This is a genomic window from Psychrobacter sp. 1Y4 (assembly GCF_051847555.1).
This window is the reverse complement of sequence record NZ_JBPYDE010000003.1, coordinates 292,023-313,311: the sequence shown is the minus strand read 5'-3', so window position 1 is coordinate 313,311 and position 21,289 is coordinate 292,023. Positions and strand designations below refer to the sequence as shown.

At 42.3% G+C, this 21,289-nt stretch carries 17 protein-coding genes; 7 read left to right on the top strand and 10 right to left on the bottom strand.

Annotated features, from left to right (window positions below; genetic code table 11):
• Positions 1-2,520 (bottom strand): ESPR-type extended signal peptide-containing protein (locus ACS8FC_RS04140; RefSeq protein WP_439295939.1); only part of this gene is annotated, 2,520 nt, incomplete at its 3' end.
• Between the two features lie 765 nt (positions 2,521-3,285).
• On the opposite strand from ACS8FC_RS04140, the gene ACS8FC_RS04135 reads away from it, so the two are divergent.
• The gene (locus ACS8FC_RS04135) at positions 3,286-3,837 is read left to right on the top strand and encodes a GNAT family N-acetyltransferase (protein ID WP_439295938.1); all 552 of its coding nucleotides are present in this window, start codon (positions 3,286-3,288) and stop codon (positions 3,835-3,837) included.
• Between the two features lie 140 nt (positions 3,838-3,977).
• Here ACS8FC_RS04135 and ACS8FC_RS04130 read toward each other — a convergent pair whose 3' ends face one another.
• From ACS8FC_RS04130 to ACS8FC_RS04105, 6 genes are all read right to left on the bottom strand, one after another.
• A complete protein-coding gene (locus ACS8FC_RS04130; protein ID WP_439295937.1) occupies positions 3,978-4,643 on the bottom strand; it encodes a class I SAM-dependent methyltransferase in 666 nt (221 codons plus the stop codon).
• Positions 4,644-5,129: 486 nt separating this feature from the next.
• A complete protein-coding gene (locus ACS8FC_RS04125; protein ID WP_439261709.1) occupies positions 5,130-5,744 on the bottom strand; it encodes a hypothetical protein in 615 nt (204 codons plus the stop codon).
• Positions 5,745-5,840: 96 nt separating this feature from the next.
• Positions 5,841-6,518: a hypothetical protein gene (locus tag ACS8FC_RS04120; protein WP_439261708.1), complete on the bottom strand. Its 678-nt coding sequence runs from the start codon at positions 6,516-6,518 to the stop codon at positions 5,841-5,843.
• 42 nt (positions 6,519-6,560) lie between these two features.
• Positions 6,561-7,316 (bottom strand): phosphate/phosphite/phosphonate ABC transporter substrate-binding protein, encoded by a 756-nt coding sequence (locus tag ACS8FC_RS04115; protein ID WP_439295936.1) that lies wholly within the window; start codon positions 7,314-7,316, stop codon positions 6,561-6,563.
• Between the two features lie 3 nt (positions 7,317-7,319).
• Positions 7,320-7,814 (bottom strand): PAS domain-containing protein, encoded by a 495-nt coding sequence (locus ACS8FC_RS04110; RefSeq protein WP_439261706.1) that lies wholly within the window; start codon positions 7,812-7,814, stop codon positions 7,320-7,322.
• A 49-nt stretch (positions 7,815-7,863) separates the two neighbouring features.
• Entirely contained in the window at positions 7,864-8,226 is a 363-nt protein-coding gene (locus ACS8FC_RS04105; protein WP_058369317.1) for a roadblock/LC7 domain-containing protein, read from the bottom strand.
• Between the two features lie 674 nt (positions 8,227-8,900).
• On the opposite strand from ACS8FC_RS04105, the gene gdhA reads away from it, so the two are divergent.
• From gdhA to ACS8FC_RS04080, 5 genes are all read left to right on the top strand, one after another.
• Positions 8,901-10,247, top strand: coding sequence for an NADP-specific glutamate dehydrogenase (gene gdhA, locus ACS8FC_RS04100; protein WP_439261705.1), 1,347 nt, complete (start codon positions 8,901-8,903; stop codon positions 10,245-10,247).
• Between the two features lie 709 nt (positions 10,248-10,956).
• Complete coding sequence (locus ACS8FC_RS04095) at positions 10,957-12,729, top strand: glycosyltransferase family 2 protein (RefSeq protein WP_439295935.1); 1,773 nt, start codon at positions 10,957-10,959, stop codon at positions 12,727-12,729.
• Positions 12,730-12,836: 107 nt separating this feature from the next.
• Positions 12,837-14,042, top strand: coding sequence for a glycosyltransferase (locus ACS8FC_RS04090; RefSeq protein ID WP_439295934.1), 1,206 nt, complete (start codon positions 12,837-12,839; stop codon positions 14,040-14,042).
• Positions 14,043-14,237: 195 nt separating this feature from the next.
• Positions 14,238-15,515, top strand: coding sequence for a hypothetical protein (locus tag ACS8FC_RS04085; RefSeq protein ID WP_439295933.1), 1,278 nt, complete (start codon positions 14,238-14,240; stop codon positions 15,513-15,515).
• 45 nt (positions 15,516-15,560) lie between these two features.
• Positions 15,561-16,526 carry a glycosyltransferase family 2 protein gene (locus tag ACS8FC_RS04080; RefSeq protein ID WP_439295932.1) on the top strand — a complete coding sequence of 322 codons (966 nt, stop codon included), beginning with the start codon at positions 15,561-15,563 and terminating at the stop codon, positions 16,524-16,526.
• A 177-nt stretch (positions 16,527-16,703) separates the two neighbouring features.
• Here ACS8FC_RS04080 and ACS8FC_RS04075 read toward each other — a convergent pair whose 3' ends face one another.
• Entirely contained in the window at positions 16,704-17,537 is an 834-nt protein-coding gene (locus tag ACS8FC_RS04075) for a hypothetical protein (RefSeq protein WP_439261700.1), read from the bottom strand.
• Between the two features lie 239 nt (positions 17,538-17,776).
• Here ACS8FC_RS04075 and ACS8FC_RS04070 point away from each other — a divergent pair, with 239 nt between their 5' ends.
• Positions 17,777-18,394, top strand: coding sequence for a PepSY domain-containing protein (locus ACS8FC_RS04070; protein ID WP_439295931.1), 618 nt, complete (start codon positions 17,777-17,779; stop codon positions 18,392-18,394).
• Between the two features lie 123 nt (positions 18,395-18,517).
• Here the strand turns inward: ACS8FC_RS04070 and hutI are convergent, their stop codons facing one another.
• Entirely contained in the window at positions 18,518-19,834 is a 1,317-nt protein-coding gene (gene hutI, locus ACS8FC_RS04065) for an imidazolonepropionase (RefSeq protein ID WP_439295930.1), read from the bottom strand.
• Positions 19,835-20,124: 290 nt separating this feature from the next.
• Positions 20,125-21,240, bottom strand: a complete 1,116-nt coding sequence (locus ACS8FC_RS04060) for a formimidoylglutamase (RefSeq protein ID WP_439295929.1) — start codon at positions 21,238-21,240, stop codon at positions 20,125-20,127.
• Positions 21,241-21,289: the final 49 nt, after the last annotated feature.

The window sequence follows — 21,289 nt, the reverse complement described above, 5'->3', positions numbered from 1 at the left end:
ATCAAGGTTGCCTAGCGCATCACCGACGTTACGGAAGGTGGAGGTCGTGCTGCTGTTAGTCCCATCGTCTAAGACATAGCTTGGGGCAGTATAAGTATTGTTTGCCGCATCATAAGCAGCATTGCCACCCAATGCAGATAGATTGCCAACAGAGCGGTTGCTATTGTCAGCGATACCAGCCGTGTTGGTGGTGATATTATTCGAGTTAGTAGTGATATTACCTGTATTCGCAGTAACGTCAGTATTGGTAGCATTCAGCTGATTACCAGTCACTGCATCTGTTGAACCGGCTGCAATAGTGCCATCTGCAACATTAGTAATCTTATCACCACCGATATCCAAACCATTAGCCGTACTGGTCAATACCGTATTATTAGTGGCGTCACCAACAGTGACTTGATGGACACTGATATTGTCTGCTAAGTCGTAATTGATGCCATTGTCACTAACGGTTGAGACTAGGTTGCCATCTGTGTTGGTGAAGTTAACCGCTTCACCCAACTGCACGTTGTCTTGGGCACCATTATCAGCAGTGATATCAAAGCCTAGATTGGCTTTGGTTAGAGCACTGTTTGCCGTCGTGTTTGCCGTGTTTGCTGTTGTTTGAGCAGTAGTGACATTGCTATTAGTAGTATTTAACTGATCACCAGTCACCGCTTCGGTTGAACCTGCGACAACGTTGCCATTAGCAAGACCACTTAGCGTACGTACGCCATCAGTGCCAGTAAAGTTAACGCTGGTACCACCAGTAGCAGCACCAACAGTGATCGCACCTGTACCAGCATCTTGACGGACGATACCGGTGCGACCAGAAGCTAGGTCAGCGATGTTGCCAGTATTGGTTGTGATATTACCTGTATTCGCAGTAACGTCAGTATTGGTAGCATTCAGCTGATTACCAGTCACTGCATCTGTTGAACCGGCTGCAATAGTGCCATCTGCAACATTAGTAATCTTATCACCACCGATATCCAAACCATTAGCCGTACTGGTCAATACCGTATTATTAGTGGCATCACCAACAGTGACTTGATTGACACTGATATTGTCTGCTAAGTCGTAATTGATGCCATTGTCAGATACGGTCGCAACTAAGTTGTTGTCAGTATTGGTGAAGTTGACCGCTTCACCCAACTGCACGTTGTCTTGGGTACCATTATCAGCAGTGATATCAAAGCCTAGATTGGCTTTGGTTAGAGCACTGTTTGCCGTCGTGTTTGCCGTGTTTGCGACATTCTGCGCAGCCGCTATATTAGTATTAGTAGTATTTAACTGATCACCAGTCACCGCTTCAGTAGAATTTGCAGCAACATTACCATTTGCAAGACCACTTAGCGTACGCACGCCATCAGTGCCAGTAAAGTTAACGCTGGTACCACCAGTAGCAGCACCAACTGTGATTGGACCAGTGCCAGTATCTTGGCGGACGATGCCAGCTGTCCCATCAGCGACAGCATCAGCCGTTGCCTGAGCACCTCTGATATTATCAACCAACTTATTAGTGACCGAAAAAACCTGACTGCCATTGATCGCATCGGTAGAGGATGCAGAGATCTCACCTGGCGCCACGTTTTTGATCTGGCGCTCACTACCTATGAGACCAACAGACACTTGACGCCCAGCATCGCCTGCATTACCAGCAAAGCCTGACGCACCGTCAAACCCTGTAAAGGTTATACCGTTGACTGTCTGGCTTTCAATCTTTGTTGCGCTACCATCCGTTTTACTACCTGCACCGATAGCAACTGAGCCTTCTTTGGACGCTTCAGCAGATACACCAAAAGCTGATGAGGCAACACCTGTAGCATTGGCCTGCGTACCAAAAGCAGTCGATAGTGCGCCAGAGGAGACCGCTTGTACACCAATAGCGACAGATGCAGCGCCACTTGATTCTGTATATGGATACTGGTTACCACCTTGAGTTGTATCAACTAAATTTCGACCACCAGAGTACTTTTTAAAAGTCGTATTGACTTCACCGCTGTTGACTGTGCCAACAGTCTCTGTGCCATCTGGGTTTACAGTAGTTCCAGAGGCTTTGTTTAGATCATCACCACCGATGGCAATAGAGGAGCTGCCTGATGACACAGCATTAGCACCGATCGCGGTAGATTGGTCACCACTCGCTGTCGTATTCTGCCCACCGTCTACTCCACCGATGGCAATTGATTGCCCACCTGTTGCTTGGGCATTTTGACCGATAGCCACACTCGTACTTCCTTCAGCATTTGCGCCAGTACCACACTGCACCCTATCAACTATACCAACACCGCTTGCATTGTCCTCAGCACAAGCAGCGATAGCTGATGCCTGCATACTAAACCCAGCACTCGCAAGTCCAATACACAACGCACTTAACCGCAACAAGTGCGCACCTCCTGTTGTCGTGCCATTGGAGACATTTGCAGCGTTAGAGCTTACGACGGTACTTGATGATTTTCCTCGGCTCTTTGCATATTCTGCGACTGCCATAAAACAGTTTAATGACTGATTCCAAATAACTTTATAATTGCGATTCATAAGTTAACATCCTGTATTGGTCAAAACCCTGCCTAGTAACAGTAAAACCTGCTGACAATAAATTGACATCACGAAAAACCAATTTATGGTTTATTAAATAAAATTTAATTAATGTTAATGCAAAAATAAATAAAAGTGAAGTTAATAAAAATAATAATTATAAAATAATACGCAGGATATATATTAACCTAAAAGAATATATTCATTCATCTATATATTTATTTTTATGAATATAAAAATTCATTAAAACGAATATTGATGATAGTCGTTATTTGATATAAAAGTTATAGAACATATGAGGAGAATTTTGTTTTTTAATATAGGGTAGTAGTCTGTAGAGGGAGGGGTGCAGGTAGTCTTAAGTGACTGCTAGTCACTCAATCTATAACTATAAAAATGAGAACAGTTTATTTTAAAGTTATTTAATTTATATTTTTTTAAAATAACATTAATTCATTTATTAAAATAAAAAATAAAATTTTGTTATATTGTATTTTAATCGAAATTAAATTAGAAAATAATTATTTAATAATATAAAAAATTAAGATATTTATTTTTTACCTTAATTGTAATAAATTAAATTATTAAAATTTAATTTTCGTTTTAGGTGAGTTTTTAAATAGATATACGATATCGTAATGAGAGACTGATAATCAGACGCATGATTTAGAGTATAATGGCAGAACATATTAATAGTGCAGAATGTACTAGACATCAGTAAAGTTATACATTGAATGAAGCAGGCAAAATATCATGAGGCAAAGGATGCTAACAACAGAACGGCTTGTTCTTAGGCAATGGCAACCAAGTGATTTGGCCGTGTTTGCTAAGATGAATGCAGATCCTGAGGTCATGAGATATTTCCCAAAGCTACTAACACCGACATTGAGCGATGCGATAGCCCATAAATGCCAGCAGCTTATTGAAGACAATGGCTGGGGGTTTTGGGCGGTCAGCTTAAAAAAAAGCAATGTTTTTATAGGGATGGTCGGCTTAAATACAGCACATGCTGATATGCCTTTTGCGCCCAGTGTGGAGATTGGTTGGCGACTGCATAAGGATTATTGGGGGCAGGGTTATGCTACAGAAGCGGCGCGAGCTTCATTGAGGTTTGCATTTGAGGAATTAGAGCTTGATGAGGTCGTTGCCTTTACTGCCGTTGTTAACACGCACTCACAGCTAATTATGCAGCGCATCGGTATGAGTAATACACAAGACAACTTTGATCATCCTATGCTTGATCCTAGCCATCCTCTAGCTGAGCATGTCTTATATAAGATTACGCAGCAGGAATGGCAAGAAGCTATTAATAGTTGATGAACAAACTCTAAAGGTGAAAAACACAAACCATATTGGTTAGTAGAAATATTGTTTACACTTTAGAAACATTTTTGTTAGAAATTTAATAAAGTAACTTTATAATTTTAAGTCAGTTTTTTCAAAATCTTTCAAAAAGCTTAACCATTTCGAGAAAACGTCAAAATATGCCCTTTAAACGGTAGATCCAAATAAGTGGTATCTTCAGGTTTTATATGTTGACTACTAAACCCTGACTCAATCATTTTTGCTGTAAGTTTATTTTTGCGTCCGCGACCTGGATCAACGATGATTACCTCACATTTGGGACTAGCATGGCGCTCAATAAATGCGGCCAATATATCGATATGCTGATCTTCGTAGAGTAGGTCGCTACCGATGATTATATCAAAGCGTCCAAGATGGCTGTTGTCTTCGGCCCAATCTAAGCGCTCAAAGTTAATCTCTTTATTATTATTGAGCGTGGTATTGCGATCAAGGAAATACTCGACCGTCGGATGATAGTCCGTCGCAGTAATGTCTGCATGCCGATGATTAAGTAGTAAGCTGGATAGTGCCATTCCGCAGCCGACCTCCAATATACGCTTGCCAGCGATATCGTAATCGAGCATATGGTTGGCCAGCACTAGGCTTGACGGCCATATCACACCGAACAGCGGCCAAGATGCCGAGCAAATACCTAAATTGAGCGCTTCATCATCAGGGTCACTGAATTGTTGATTGTCACGTAAGGTGCAAATATGAATATCAGTATTGCCAATTTCAATCGTTTGATAACGCACGCGCACAGTAGTAAGCGAAGTCATAAACTGTCCTAAAAAATGAGCAAGAGTGCAAGGGCTGGCAGAGGTTGCCACTATCAGGAGTTGGATAAACTGGTAGGAGAGAAGACTGAATCACAGCTTTTATAAAGAGGTAGAGTTTAATTAATTTAAAATTATCTAGGCAATATTATGCCTGATAGCTCGGTGAATTATTGTTATTTCGCAGGCTATTAATATTACTAGTCTTACTGATGTTACTAGTTTTTTAAAAGGAGCCTGCTATCAAAAGGAGTCTTCTATAAGACATATGGTAAGAGCTTAAGTTTTTCTTGTTTGCTGTTTGCCAGCATGACAGAGGCTGCAAAAATTTATTACAGCAAGCAGCACTGTCTGGCTTTTAGAGTGAATGGGCTATAAGCGTTCACTTAGGTTGGAGTTGGTAAATAGATAGGTGCGCGATTGCTTTAATACAGGAGGTTTTCAATACAAAGTTATCCCTTGCATTGACGTTTTTTGAGATAAAAGGCTTTAGTTATCAAATCGTAGCCCAGAGGTTTTGATTCCCCAGATGAGTTCCACAAAGGCGCGATTGTTAGTCAGTGGTTCGCCATCGATAATGAGAGCGTAGCCGCCACCATCGATCCACAAAAATACAAAGCTGGTCTCAGGTATCAATAAATCAACTTGCTGAAAGAACGATATCGCTTGGCTTTCAATCGCCCAGCCGCGCTGCTTTTGGCGTAGCATAAATCCGGAGAAATCCGCAGCAGCTACACTTAGCATGTCTGCTTCTTCTTGGCTATAACCAATGCGAGCTAGGCAAAATCCTTCATCTGAGGCGATAGCAGCACGGCGCTTGCCAGATAAGCTTGCGACCACATATGGCAAAAACTGATCAAGCGGTAGGTTGGGTGCGGGCAAAAAGGTAGATAGCTTTTCGATAAACCCTTGCTCAACGAAGCTATTTAGCCATCGCTCTGAGTACTCCTCTAACCATCCTGCGACCAGCATCGTCTCGCGATATGATAGGAGCGCTTGTAGTGCTAGCTGCTGTGCGGTCGGTTGCTGTTGGGAAAAAGCCTCGAATACACCAGCAGGAGTCAGAGTAATATAGGTTTTGTCAGCATTATCAAAAATGGACATAAAAACGTTCTCGTTGACAGAATAAGTAAAAATGAATAAGTAGTAAGTGGCTACAGCAATGCTCAATGCGGCAGGTAACTGTTGGGTAAGTAACCGCTACACGCTTGATTGAGTGTCTAAGTTTTGCGTATTTTTTAGGACGGTAGAGCCAGTTTGTTCTAATTGCTGCTGACAGTCACACCAGCGCTCATCAAACTGCCAATCGCTTTTGCCCAAACCAAACCAAACGATGGAAAAAGCCAAACGATCATTACAGGCCAAGCAGTGCGCAAAAAACTCACGTTCAACTTGTTCAATTGTATGCCAATCTTCAGCAGCACGCGCACTCATAAGCTCAGTGGTAATGTTTTTGGCGATTTCTTTTGCATCGTCGCTACTGATGCGTAGACGATGGGTTTGTACGTTTAACGATGGTGTCACCAGCACGCTCCAGCGCGTTGCAAACTCACTGCTATACTTGATGTAATCGAGCTTGTTAATACAGTTATGAAAGGCGTGTTCTATCTGCGGATGCAGGCGACCTTGAATACGGGCAAAGATATCTTTGACATCGTAAGGAATGTCATACCAACAGCCAAAGAAAAAGTCGGCGACCGCGCCTTGTAGCGGTTCTTTTTCGTTAAGTAGCAACGCAGCATTAATACGCTGTTCGTGATAGTAGCGGTTGCTAGGATCGATAAAGATCTTTCGCGCATAATAACGATACGTATGACGTGCAGTCATCTCGCTATCTTTATACAACGACGAGTCTTCAGTTGCAGATAAATCAGCCATGACGGTGTCCTAAATATAAAAAGGAATGTTAGGTTTTGACGCTTAATCGAGCAAGGTTTCCATCAGATCTAACATAAACTCGCCATCTTCTTCACTCATTGCTTCAAATCCTTGTGGCATACCAAGCTCGGTCAGTGCTTCTTTACCACTATCATCTTGATGAAAGGCCAGTAACGCCTGACTCAATGCCTGTGCATCAGCGAAGTCATCTTTAATCAGTAATATATGGCTAATATCTGCTAGATCACTTTCGATCAGCACTGACAGTTGTGCTTTAGTCAAACGTGAGAAGCTGTGAAAGATTTCTGCTAAGAAAAACGCCACTTGAGCGTCACCTTTGATGACCTGCCTTGCTGCCGCTTGATAGTTTTCGGTTACCTCCCAGATAAGATCGGACTCTTCTAAATCTACCGCTTCTAATAAGCGCAGACCGATAAGCTTTACATCACGGTTGTCTGCCATAGCGATAGACGCGCCTTTGGTCAAATCCTCTAAGCGTTTAATATCACTACTGGCGGACGCTGCAATCACCATTTCATCCGACTTACCGATTGGACGCGCAATGGCCCGATAGCCTTTTTCGCGAATCAAAGCAGCAGCATCAAAAGGGTTGGCATAGATAATATGTATGTTACCAGCATTGACCATCTCTTCTTGCTCAACATGAGAGGTGGGCGTATTGAGATGCAAGTGAATGTCAGCACGCTTTTGAATCAAGGTATTAAACATGTGCCAGCCTGCAAAACGATCAGGCGAAAAATCAGGAGCGATTAATAGGTTATAGGTTTTTTCATTCATGGTTTAACCTTCCTCATTCTGTTTCATTTGAGCATATTGCGTGATCGCGGCTTCTATCTTGCGACGCGACGGCTGACGGCGTACAGAGGTATAACCGACGGTCTGTCCGCGGCGTATGTTAGGAACGACCGTTGCATACACCCAATAGTGGCTACCATCTTTGCACAGGTTTTTGACGTAGCCGTGCCATTTTTGTCCTGATTTTACCGTCTGCCATAAGTCTTGGTAGGCGGCACTTGGCATATCAGGGTGGCGCAAGATATAGTGCTGTTGACCGATCAGCTCATCTATCGTATAGCCACTGATTTCGACGAAAGCATCGTTTACATGGGTAAGATGACCATCCAAGTCAGTACGTGAGACGATAAGCTTACCATCAGGGTAGGGACGCTCGATCCCCGAATCATAAATCGTGCGTGAGACACCGTCATGATAGGTTATGCTAACTTCTTTAGCTGGCATGTCAGGCTTTGCAGCATCTAAAAGTGGAGAGCCCATAAGTATTTCCTATATTTACTGTTCTAAATTCTTGGTTATCTAAGTCTGTTTAGATGAGCTTTGCTAGTGCTTCTGATGCACGCTTAATATCCAAAAAAATCAATCCCAGTTTGGCATTTGGCTTGGCCATGATCGTAAGGACTGCTTCATCACCTGATGAAGTGGTGATTACATAGCCTTTTTCACCTTGAATCATAATTCGGTCAATACTGCCCCGAGCCAACTCGCGACCGGCACGATCACCTAGTGATAAAAGCGCAGCCGACATAGCACCAACGCGGTCTTCATCGATGCCTGTCGGTAACGCTGACGCTATCATCAAGCCATCATTTGAGATTAGAGCAGACGCTTCGACATCTGCTGATGAGCTATTAAGGTCTTCTAGTATTTGTTGGAACGTATCTGTACGCATAGATATCTCACAATCCCTTATAGTTAAATGGTCATATGCCATTCGTTGGTAAAGTTAAAAAGGAGTCTTGTACTCGGGTAAACGATGTATTCAGGTAAACGATTATAATACCCTACTAGCAATGTGGATTATTATAAACCCATACTCTTTATATTGATATAGAATTATTAGAATTAAGCCGGTTTTTTTACCTTTTGTTTTGTTTTTGATACCGCTGATACCGTTATCTGTTTTAATATGATATAAGAATCAAAGAGTTATATGGTGACAGGTGGGTTTAAAATTATAGTCATTCATAATTGGTAGCATTTATATTGCAATACGGGATTGACTTTTTTCAGTAGCAAGGTAAATTAAATAAGAGCTATCAAGCAATCTATCGTTCTGACCGCATATGCTGCGCACTATAATTACTGTCTTTGTCATATCTATCCTATCTATGCACAATCAGTATTTTCAAACCGTAGTCTCAAAATAATATGTAGTAGATCTAATCTATCAATGTCATAACGCCTATCGGTTGCTCAACTTATGGGTTATTAAATCCGCTAGCCTTTTATTTACTGTAAAAAAGCCAATCCTGCATCAGTATCTACAATATGATCGTCTTTTAAAGACGACATGGTAGGGATGTAATTCAGCACGACCACACGTTCTATAGTTAAGGAAGATATATGAGTATTAGTCAGGTCATCGAAAAAATCGAATCACGCTACGCCCATCAACCTGAATTTATTCAAGCGGTTAAGGAAGTTGCTCTTACCATTACCCCTTTATATGATGCTCATCCTCAATACGAAAAATTCAAAATATTTGAGCGCCTAGTAGAGCCTGATCGTGTTATCGCTTTTCGTATCAATTGGGAGAACGACAAAGGTGAGGTTCAAGTCAATCGTGGCTGGCGGGTACAGTTTAGTAATGCCTTAGGCCCTTATAAAGGTGGCGTACGGTTCCATCCTACTGTCAACCAATCCGTGTTGAAGTTCTTGGGCTTTGAACAAATTTTCAAAAATGCTTTAACTGGTTTGCCTATGGGCGGCGGTAAAGGTGGTTCGGACTTTGATCCTAAAGGAAAATCAGATAGCGAGATTCGCCGGTTTTGTTATGCCTTTATGCGTGAGCTGCATCACTATGTAAATAAAGACGTTGACGTACCAGCTGGTGATATTGGTGTTGGGGGGCGTGAAGTGAGCTACATGTTTGCAATGTACAAAAATCTGACTCATGAGCATGGCGGCGTGTTGACTGGTAAAGGTGTGGGTTTTGGTGGTAGCTTAATGCGTACAGAAGCCACAGGCTATGGTGCTGTCTACTTCTTAGAAAATATGCTCACAGCGCAAAATGAAGATATTAAAGGTAAAAAGGTATTAATATCAGGCGCGGGCAATGTCTCACTACATGCCGCTGAAAAAGTCTGTATGCTCGGAGGCATCGCAATCACGGTGTCTGACTCAAAGGGCACTTTGTATGATGAAAAAGGCTTTGATCAAGAAAAAATTAATTGGCTAAAAAACCAGAAAGAACAAAGCAAACCGCTAGCTGATTATGTCGATGTCCATGGCGGCGAATGGTTCGAGGGTCAAAAGCCGTGGGGTATCAAAGGAGATATTGCGATACCATCAGCGACTCAAAACGAGGTTGATGAAGATGATGCCAAACTTATGGTCGAAAATGGCGTCAAATATGTTGTTGAAGGCGCTAATATGCCATTGACTGCTAAGGCAGCAGACTACATTTGTCTACATCGCGTACATTATGCGCCAGGAAAAGCCGCCAATGCGGGAGGAGTCGCTGTGTCAGCGCTTGAGATGTCACAGAACTCGGTCCGTCAATATAAGAGTTTTGAGCAAATCGATGAGCGTCTAAAGCTTATTATGAAAGACATCCATGATTGTGCAGCTGACGCATCAGAGAAATATGGTCAGACTGATGATGGCTATATTGATTATATGGCAGGAGCCAATATCGTAGGCTTTAAACGCGTCGCTGATGCCCTTGTGGCGTATGGCATTTTAAACTAATTTATAAGATAAGCTAACTTGAGCTACAAACCAGCTCTGTTTGGTTAAGCGACAGTAAATCTAGATACCGCTACTATGTCTGATAGTTGCGGTATTTTTTTGTACAAAATAAACCCGCCAAGCGGATTCTCTACAGATTAAATGTCGTCACGATATTTTGTAATAACATCAAACGTATGAGATTCAACACGACGTTTACTATCGTTTATAAAAGCTAATAATCAAACAAGACTATCCATACTATAAAGACGATAAATGATTTTATATGGACGCTAAGTAGCTAATAAAGCGAGACTTTTACAATAATTACGTGACGTTACACTACTAGGTTGTTATGTACATTTCATACGTAAACTCTACTATTTATTTCAACTATTATAAAACTTCATACAAGTAAATAGTAAGAATAACTACAAATATTGCTCAGAAAAATTTATATATCAGTAAAAGCTGAGTGTCAATTAAGTACATATATATACAGGCGTTGACCCTCTAACTCGTAAATGCATTACCACAACAATAGAGACCGAAACGTTTCTATTTTTGTCTTAATCTTTTTTAAGTTGATGGGTGAACACAGGAACAAGACATGAGCATTAACAATACAAACTATGCTACAAGAACGCCGTTATCTGTAAGTGAGGAGGTCATCAGACAGAGTGCTATAAAGAAGAATGCTATAGCAAAAGATATAAGAAGGAGAGCTGGTATGAAAAAAATAGCTGCCAATCGCCATACTGGTATAAGGGACGTAGAAGAAAATGCGACTGGTTTAGATTTAACTAAGAATAATATATCAAAAATTGATCGTTCAACTGGTTATAAATTAGATAGCTTTGAGACAGATAGCTTTGAAACACCGATCAATAAACAGGCAAGAGAAGAGCACAGTAATGTTTTTAGAGATAATAATTATAAAGAGACCGTCTTAAATAAGAAAAATAATCGAATATATAAAGGCGCATTAAATAATAACAAACAGAGCAGTACGGATGCTCTAGTACGTTTGAGCTTTCAGCTAATGACTCGTGCTGAGCCGGCGAACATGGTTATTGATACTATTAAGTCGTTATTGGCAATCAAAGCGGACGACGATGAGATCTTAATTGTCGATAACAACAATACCCAAACGTCTTTATATGAGCCTTTGGCACAGTTTTGTGCCAGTCTCGATGCGCATCACAATGTGCATTTTTATCATATCAATGCGGTGGCAGGCTTTAAAGCAGGTGCGCTTAACCTAGCACTGGGTCTTATGGACCCTGAATGTAGTCATGTGGTTGTAGTCGATAGTGACTATCAAGCATTACCGCAGGCGCGTGTATCTATTGCAAAGGCCATTGAGCGTTACCCAGACCATGCGCTATTGCAGTTTCCACAGTTTTATCGTGATGCGGGAAAAGAAGATGTCCATAGCGAATTAAACCATTATTTCAACCATCATTTGTATCGTTCATTTAACCGTCAGCGTGCACTATCGACAGGTACTTATGCCGTTATTCGTCGTCGTGCGCTGCTAGCGATGGGCGGCTGGTCAGGTGCGTCGATTACCGAAGATGCACAGATGGGAGTGCTGATGCATGGTCGCGGTTTGCGTACTCGGTTTATACCTGAAGTCATTGCCACAGGTCTGTTACCGACTACCTTACATGATTTAATGAGTCAGCGTCGTCGTTGGATCTACGGTAATATGCAGGTGCTAAACACTTACTTTTCTACGGTATCAAATTCATCTACACCAAGCTCATCTACAAGTAAGAAACTTAGTGAGCGCCTAGCCTATATGGGTGCACATGTATCACAACTGAGCGCATGGGTGAACTTTACAGGGATATTTATTGTCTTGCAGTTGTTGACGCTACTTATCATTACAGGTGCGCTACTGTTCAGCACCAGTGTCAACATTCATGCTCTGCTTACGCCTCTATATGCAGTGTACGCAAGCTATGCAGTATTTTTGGGTAGGCGCTTATGGGCATATATGCAAGATAATGCTCCGCTGAATCAGCAAACTGACGATGGCGTGGCACCAAGCTTAGGCAGTCGACTTCGAGCTTGGGCGTTACATCTGAATTTCTGGGAGCTTGGTGCTTTGTCATGGTGGCCTGTGCTTTGGGGTCAAAAAAAGCCTTTTATCTGTACACCTAAGCAAGCGCTCGTACGTACACGCATGTCCGTTTATGCGGCTAACCTGATGGCAATGCCTAAAGTGCTACTAATGCTAAATATAACCACAGCTATCATTGTGTCGCCACTTTCATTGCTGTACTCACCGCTATTATTTGGCTGTGCGATAGTGGTTTGTATTTTAAAGATATGGGCGGCCAAAGTCATGCTGGTCAATTATGGTTATGAGAAGCGCTCAGTAACTAATAAAGCTGTAACGGTTAAGAATACCTTCGCTAAAAACCTGTCTCATTCGCGCATAGTCCGTCTTAACGAAAAAAAATCGTTTGAAGATGATAATACTGTAAATTTTTAGCGCCAGCTTATTCACATCTAGCCATTAGACATTGTCAATTTTGATGGTTATGGTTTTGTCTGCTGCTATAGTCGATTTATATCCCCTTAACTTATGTTGGACTCGTTATGCTATCTAGCCCTACTGTCGATATAACAAATATTACTGATGATAGTAATGCAAAAGCAAAGTACGCTTCCGTACTACGTATTGCGGTTATTGCGCATTCTTTATATCCTATTGCACAGCCTTATGCAGGCGGTCTTGAGATGATTACTCAACTGATCTGTGATGAGTTGGTGGCTCAAGGTCATGAGGTATTGCTTTATGCCCATACCGATAGTCAAACGAGGGCGACATTGGTGCCATTTATGACTCGTGATGAGTTTGATAACACGGTTTATCCCAACGAACATGATTCGTTAGGGATGAGCCGCGAAGAGCTATATCAGTATTTGGTTTATCAGCAAGCCATGCGCGATATTATTAGCCGTGATGAACAAGGTATGATCGATGTGGTACATAACCACAGCTTGCACCATATACCGATGACAATGGGTCAAACGTTTGGTGCACGCTTCTTTACCACCTTTCATACACCGATTTTTCCGCAGCTGCGTTTGGCATTATTGACGTTACGCTTAGGGACGCAAACCCAGTTTACGGCGATTAGTGGTCATCAGCAGCAGCTGTTTGATGAATTTGTACCGTCGCATGTAGTCTATAATGGTATCGATGTGCAGTCATTTAATGCCAATACAAACCCAATTGATGACGAAGTATATTTTTGGTACGGGCGCATTTGTGTTGAGAAAGGCACGCATTTGGCAATGGAGTACTGTAAAGCGGCAGGTAAGCGTCTTATTATTGCGGGACCTAAAAGCAATGAGGAATACTTTGAGGAATATGTAGCACCGCTACTAGAAGAAGACAAAAACGATGAGTCTTTATTCGATTACGTCGGTCATCTGAGTAAAGATCAAATCAATGAGCGCTTAAGTCAAGTCACAGCCATGCTATTTACCAGTACGTGGGATGAGCCTTATGGCTTGACACTAGCTGAGAGCTTAGCTTGTGGTACACCCGTGATTGGTTTTGATGTTGGTGCAAGTGCTGAGATTGTCACGCCAAAGACAGGCGTCATCGTACCCAAAATGGATAAAGATGCCTTTATTCAAGCCTTTGATGGTATCAAACACATATCACGCAAGGCATGTCGCGTTCGCGCTGAGCAGTTTTGTTCAGTCGCTGCGATGGTCGATGGTTATCTGCGCTTATATGAGCAAGCAGTAACGGTCGATGATAGCGACAGCATTCAAGAGGCGTTTGTCTAGTTCTTTTTATTCTCTAGTTACTATAGTCGATCCACTATAAAAAAACATAGCGCTACTGGTATAAATTTTCCTTGCGTGCTGCGTACCCAGAGGCTGCGCAAAATTTATACCAGTAGCACGCTGGCATAGCTGTATTCTTTTTATTTAGGATTAACTATATCAGTGACTGCCTTAACCTGTTAGGAACTTTTTATAATGCGTATCGGCTATTATGCTCATCACCATGGCTCGGGGCACTGCCGCCAAGCAGATAAACTGGCCGCCTTGCTACCATCAGAGTTGCGTCAGAAAGTGACGGTGTTTACAAGTTTGCCTAATGACGCTTATCACTTCAGTACGATAACTGATGAGCAAATCGTACGTTTGAGTGCTGAGGATGAGCTGCCAGATGATGTACTACCAGGGCGCGCTGGAAAATACTGGCAGCCAAACAGTTTGCACTATTCGCCAGTGGGTAATGAAAATATTCAAAAGCGCAGTTGGCAGCTGCTTGATGCTATTTATCAGCGCCGGATTGATTTGATGATTGTCGATGTCAGTGTCGAAGTCGCTATGCTGTGCCGTACCGTTAGCGTACCTTATTTGTATGTGAGGCTGGCAGGCGAGCGCGATGACATACCGCATTTAAACGCCTTTGCTGGCGCGCTTGGATTATTAGCTCCTTATCCAAAGATGCTTGAAGCGGCAGCAACGCCAGACTGGGTACGCCAAAAAACACTATATCTTGATTTTTTGCCAAACAAAGCTCAAAGTCTGCCCAGCTTTAGCGAGTTTATAGATAAGCTCATGACGCTCAGCGAAAATGACGCTACTAAACAACAGCTATGCTCGCACTCAAGTGCTGATAAAGCAATCTATGATCATGATAAAGCTAATGCTGAAAATAATCCAAAAACTAATCCAAAAACCAGTGTTAAAACTCATATAGCCACTGTGATTAAAGGTTATGGTGGTCATGAAGCTATTGATGCCAAGCTGCCAGAGCTGCGCCAACTGTTACCAGACACTATAATTGTCTCTCTTGGCCCTATTAATGAAGAAGTAAGACATTGTGTTGATATCGCCGCCCATGTGGATGATGTGACGCCATTTATCGCCTATAGTAATTTGCTGTTGATGGCCTGTGGTCTCAATGGTATCGCGCAAGTCTATGATTACCCAACGCCGCTTGTGGTGCTGCCTGATGTGCGTCCACATCGTGAGCAAGAAGTGATGGCAGAAGCCTTAATTGAGCAAGGGCGTGCTTTAAGTTGGGCACAGTTTATGGCTCAAACTTCCTATATAGACAGTCAGAATGGAACGTCTTTTTTATCAATGAGCGATAAAACCATTAGCAATGAGCAGACTGCTTTGGTCAAAAACCCCACTATGGCGGCGCAAAACTTTATGAATAGCATCGCTGACTATATTTCTGTGAACGCTTGGTTTGCAGAATGGCTATTGCCGCAGTTGGACTTAAAACCTGAGAAATAAGAAGTAACAAAGAAACTTATAATAATAAAAGTAAAGAAGATATTTATGACTACCATACCCCAAGTAGCAAACGCTGCACACAACACCATTCCCGTGAGTGTAATAACGACCTGTTACGGACGCAATCGGCATCTCTACAATCTACTTGGTAGCCTGGCGCAGGGTAGCGTCAAACCAAGCGAGGTTATTATCGTTAATGACGATGCTGAGGCTGAACGTCTGGCAGACTACGATTTAAATATTATTAAGATAGCAACGACTACAGCGACTGAGAAGGGACTGGCAAGTAGCACCTCGTTTGATATTGGTCATAATCGTAATCTTGGCGCTGCGCGTGCCACACATGAGGCCATGATTTTCTTGGATGTGGATTGTATCGTCGCCTATGACTTTATCGAAGGGTTATATGATAAATTGCAAACGTATCCTGATGCGCTACTGATGGGACAGCCACGTTATCTGACACGTCCTTTGACGGATGATGAGGGTAATCAGCTACAACAAGGTAAATTGGCAGTCAACTTTTTAGATGAGCTGTCCGTATTTAACCCTTATCGCGATAACTTTGATTTACAGCATCAGGGTCAATCTATTAAACAGACGCAAGATTATGGCGCATTTTGGAGTCTTTGTTTTGCTATTATGCACAGTCAATTTGAGCGGGTAGGCGGCTTCGATACCGATTATGTTGGCTATGGCGCTGAAGATACGGATTTTGCTTTTATGGCACGCGTGTTAAATATCGATTTTTACTTAGCTGACGATGTGACTTACCATCAACAGCATAGTGTCTATAGACCGCCGCTTAATCATTTAGATAGTATCGTTATCAATGCCAACCGTTTTTATGAAAAATGGCAACATTGGCCGATGGCAGGCTGGCTTGTAGAGTTTGCGCAGCGGCAATTGATTGATTGGCAGGAGGCGCAGACAGTGCCGATTGCTATTAATCGGCAACCCAGTAAAGCGGAGATTAATGCCGCGCATTGTCCAGATGCGCCTTATGTGTAGATATAGAGTCGATACTAAATAAAATAGATATACGGCATTGATACGCTAGACTGGTACAAATTGCTTTTGCGTGCTGTGCCTGCGTAGACAGAAGCTGCAAGAAATTTATCCCAGTCTCGCTACATCAGTTTTAAACTGAATCAACTATAAGTGTTTAATCTTATTAGTAGTGTTCTATTAGTATTGACGAATAATTTCGACATCTTTAGGCGGTGTGGCAAGTTCTTGTCTTTCAAACGCCCAGTTATGACCTTCCCAAAAATGCGCGGTTTTATCATCATTATTAAAACCTAACATCACTATTGATAGCAGCGTCTTAGCTTTCTGTTTTTGCTGAATATGCAGGCGTGCAGATAAAAGTAACCGATATAATAAAAACCCTGAAGTTGGCGCAGATGAATGAATATCAGCAAAGATAGGATAGTCTGCTACTACTTCATGTTGTTCTGACAATACGCGGCAATACTCATCACTGCGTAATAGTTTATCAAGCGCCTCTGAAATCTCTAACACTCGGTCAGCCGTTATGGGGTCATCATGAGGACTTGGGTCATCAGATGGCAATGGGAACTTATAGTCAGTGTTGCCAAACAAAATACCAAGTGGCGCTTGCTTTGCCATATCTAGCATCGCTGTTAAGTTATTACTACGCGGCGGCAGGCCAAAATGTAGCTTACTGTCACCGATTTGTCTAAAAAACAGTAGCTTTGGTAAATCTTTAGCTAGCGGATGATGGACAAAGAAGTCTGCATGAATAAAGTCATTGAATAACACCAGCATATCAGTAGGCTGTAATAGTGCTTCTAAGCTCGCTGTATCTATCGACGGATTGTTAGCTATCAATATGATCCGCTCACTTTGTAATAATGACTCTTGAATCATAAGCGGTAAGCTTGCAAAAGCCAAAGCCGATATCATATTTTCATCGGTAGCAATATTGAAATCAAAGTCACCTATAGAGTGATAAATGTTGTCGTACAATGAGTCTGTTGGCTGGGACGTATGTAGCATAGAAGCTTAAATGACCTAAATAGAAAGAAGAATTAACATTATAAAAAACGGAGAAACATTATAACGTATGTCTATTAAAATAACATCACCTAAGGTTATGATAAATATAGTAAAAAACCGAGTATTAGACAATGTTTTGTAATACATAGATGCTACATTTTGCAACCTTTTTACCTTAGAGTCTTTTTTATATATCCGTACCATAAGAGCAGCTAAATCATAATTAGAAGGATGAATTTATGAAAAAGACATTTAAGAGTTTTAAACTAACGACATTGGGTGCTTGCCTGACTTTGGCATTGACGACAGGGGCATTAAGTACTGCTGTTATTGCGGCAAACCATTCTGATGAAGTAAGTATGGCTCAAGCAACTAAAGTCAGTTTGAAACAGGCCGTTGCTACAGCAAGTAAAGAAGCTGCTGGTTCTTTGGTCAGCGCAGAGCTGGACGATAATGATAGCGATGCCCAAAATGGTAATAGTGTCTACGAATTAGAGTTCAGTACTGATACGACAAGCTACGAGATAAAAGTCGATGCCACGACGGGTAAGATTGTAACGTCTGAAACCGAGCAACTTGATAAAGAGGATATCGACGATTATAAGGTTCAGCAACAAGCCAAGATAAACATGACGGATGCCATTGATATTGCTGAAAAACAAACCAACGGTCATACTCTAGAGATTGAATTTGAGAGTGACGATGATGAGATGGACCATCCAACTTATTATGAAGTTAAGGTGTTAAAAGACAATCAAATATTTGAATTAAACATAGACGCAGAGACGGGTACAGTGTTTGAAAATTCAATTGATGATATAGACGCTACGCCAGATATGACGGCAGTCGAGTTATAACACTTTTAAAGTTTATCTACTGTATTAAATTTTGGTTAACTTCTATCGATAGACAATAAGAAAGCCCCAATCATTCAATGGTTGGGGCTTTCTTTAGTTATGCTAAGTGTCTATATAATTTCGCTATACTGTCTCGCGCCATTTGCCTTGTACCATGATACCTGCAATAGGGTTCAATCCTATTTGATACGCAAGGTCAGCGGGGCGGGCGATGTCCCATAATGCCAAATCAGCATCACAGCCTACTTCTATTTTACCTTTTTTGGCGAGACCTAACGCTTGTGCCGCATGAACAGTTGCCCCTGCCAACACTTCTTCAGTAGTGAGATAAAATAGGGTACAGCCCATGTTCATCGCCAATAACAGCGATGTTAATGGGGAAGTACCGGGGTTGCAATCTGTTGAAACGGCAATTGGAACTTGGTGTTTACGCAATTCTTCAATCGGTGGCAACTTAGTATCACGTAGCGTATAAAAAGCACCCGGCAATAGCACGGCTACCGTGTTGCTTGCGGCCATTTTTTTAATATCTTCTTCTGCTAAGTGCTCAAGATGGTCGCTTGATAATCCTTGGTATTCTGCTACCAAAGCACTAGCACCTATGTTTGAGAGCTGCTCGGAATGCAACTTCACTGGTAAGTCTAATGAACGAGCGACTTCAAAGACGCGCTTAATCTGCTCAGCAGTAAAGGCGATGTTTTCACAGAAGCCATCGACCGCATCGACCAAACCATCGCTATGCAAGATTGGTAACCACTGGCAAACTTGCTCTATATAGTCATCGGCATTGTCTTTGTACTCAGGCGGTAGGGCATGGGCGGCCAAATAAGTGGTGCTGACATGAATATTGTGTTTGTCACCGAGCGCGCGGGCGACTTTCAGCATTTTGCGTTCAGTGTCTAAGTCCAGTCCATAGCCAGATTTGATTTCGACACTGGTCACGCCTTCTTTGATGAGCGCGAGTAGACGTTTTTCACTTTGCGCAAACAATTCTTCCTCATTCGCTGCGCGGGTGGCGCTAACAGTTGAGACAATGCCGCCACCTTGTGCCGCGATATCTTGATAACTGGCACCTTGCAATCGCGCTTCGAACTCATTGCTGCGGTTGCCACCATAAACGATATGAGTATGACAGTCGATGAGTCCAGGCGTTACCCAGTTGCCATCAACATCTTTGATTTGATCGTTTTTATAATGGGTAAGGTGCGGTTTTATTTGCTCATGCGTACCAACCCATGCAATTTTGCCGTCTTTGATACCGATAGCGGCACTTTCTAATTGACCATAAGAGGTGCTTTTTTCTTGGTTTTCGCTATAAATATCAAACCCGTATTGCTCTGAAAAGGTGGCGAGATTGGCATTGATAATGATGTAGTCAAATGATATTAGGGCGGAGTCGTTTATAGGCGTTTGGTCTGTAGAATTTATTGTATTAGTCATGATGTGCTCCTACTTATTAGTATAGATTTAGTGCAGCCATCCATAGTCCGTTCACTTTAAAATAGACATTGTGTCGTTGGTAAAAACGCTTCTTGCTGTGGTGCTGCTGACAGAGGATGTGCAAAATTTACTTCAGTAGCCTTGTATGGTTGGTTTATTTTAAAAATGTTATAGCGTGACTGGTACAAACTTTACTCGCTTGTTGTGCGCAAGCGAGACAAAGGCTTCGCAAAATTCATCCCAGTCACTTGTATAAATATTCATAACACTTTTATTCTGTATCGATTTATTTATACTAAAAGTAAATGCTGCTCGATAATAGTTGCTAAGAGGCGAGCCGCGACTTTACAGCTGCGTCCATCAACATCAAAGGTCGGGTTAATCTCGGCAATGTCAGCCATTTTTACTTTGTTTGATGCCATAATACGTTTGACCGCGCGCTCAACGAAGCTCAGCTCAATACCATAGGCGGCGGGCGCACTGACACCAGGAACGACGCTCGATGGCAAGCAATCCATATCAATGGTTAAATAGACCACATCAACGTCGTTGATAAATTCTTCTATTTGAGCCGCAATTTTTTTCCATTTCTTATTGGTGCAATCTTCGTCACTGATAATGTGTACGCCTAACTGCTCAGCACGGTCGAAGAGCGCGGCTGTGTTGGAAAACCGGCTGACGCCGATACAGCAATAGTGAAATGGCTGACTCTGTTCATCAAGGTGCTCGGCAATCTGGCGAAAGGGCGTACCAGACGTCGCGACATCAGACTGACGAATATCTAGATGCGCATCAAAATTAATCACCCCGATGCTAGGCATTGTGCTCGCATGGCTTTTAACATGGCTTTCGACATTATTTTTGACATCATTTTCGACATTGCTAACGTCATCAATAGACTTATCGGTTTCTGATGACAGTGCCTGCCATAATCCTAAAAAGCTGCCATAAGCGATGGCATGACCACCACCAAGCCCGATAGGTAGCCCGCCTTGCTGGATAATATGACTAATTTTATCGGCATACTTTACTTGAGCTTGCTCCAGAGTACGCTCGGCAAAATCATCATTATCATGACAATGGATATCACCCGCATCACCCAGTAGGGTTGGCAATTGACCATCAAAGCGTTGTTGTAACTCAGCGATGACTGGTAGCGCCGCAAAAGCTTGACGAATCAAAGGCGGCGCAGCTCGTGCACCTACGCGTCCTTGATTACGTCTGACACCTTGGTCACAAGCGAACCCAACCAGTCCAATGCGCTGACCGTTTTGCTGACTGGTGCTATGAAAGGCATAAGGCTGGGCTATTTGATACCAGTAGCGGGCGCGCGCAGACTCAAACGGCTCTGCACGTCCTGTCCACCGACTCATATCAGCTGCAGTATGGCTTACGGCTATTGTCATTGTTGACCTCCTTTCATAATATAAAACCTGACTCTCAATTTAGTATGGC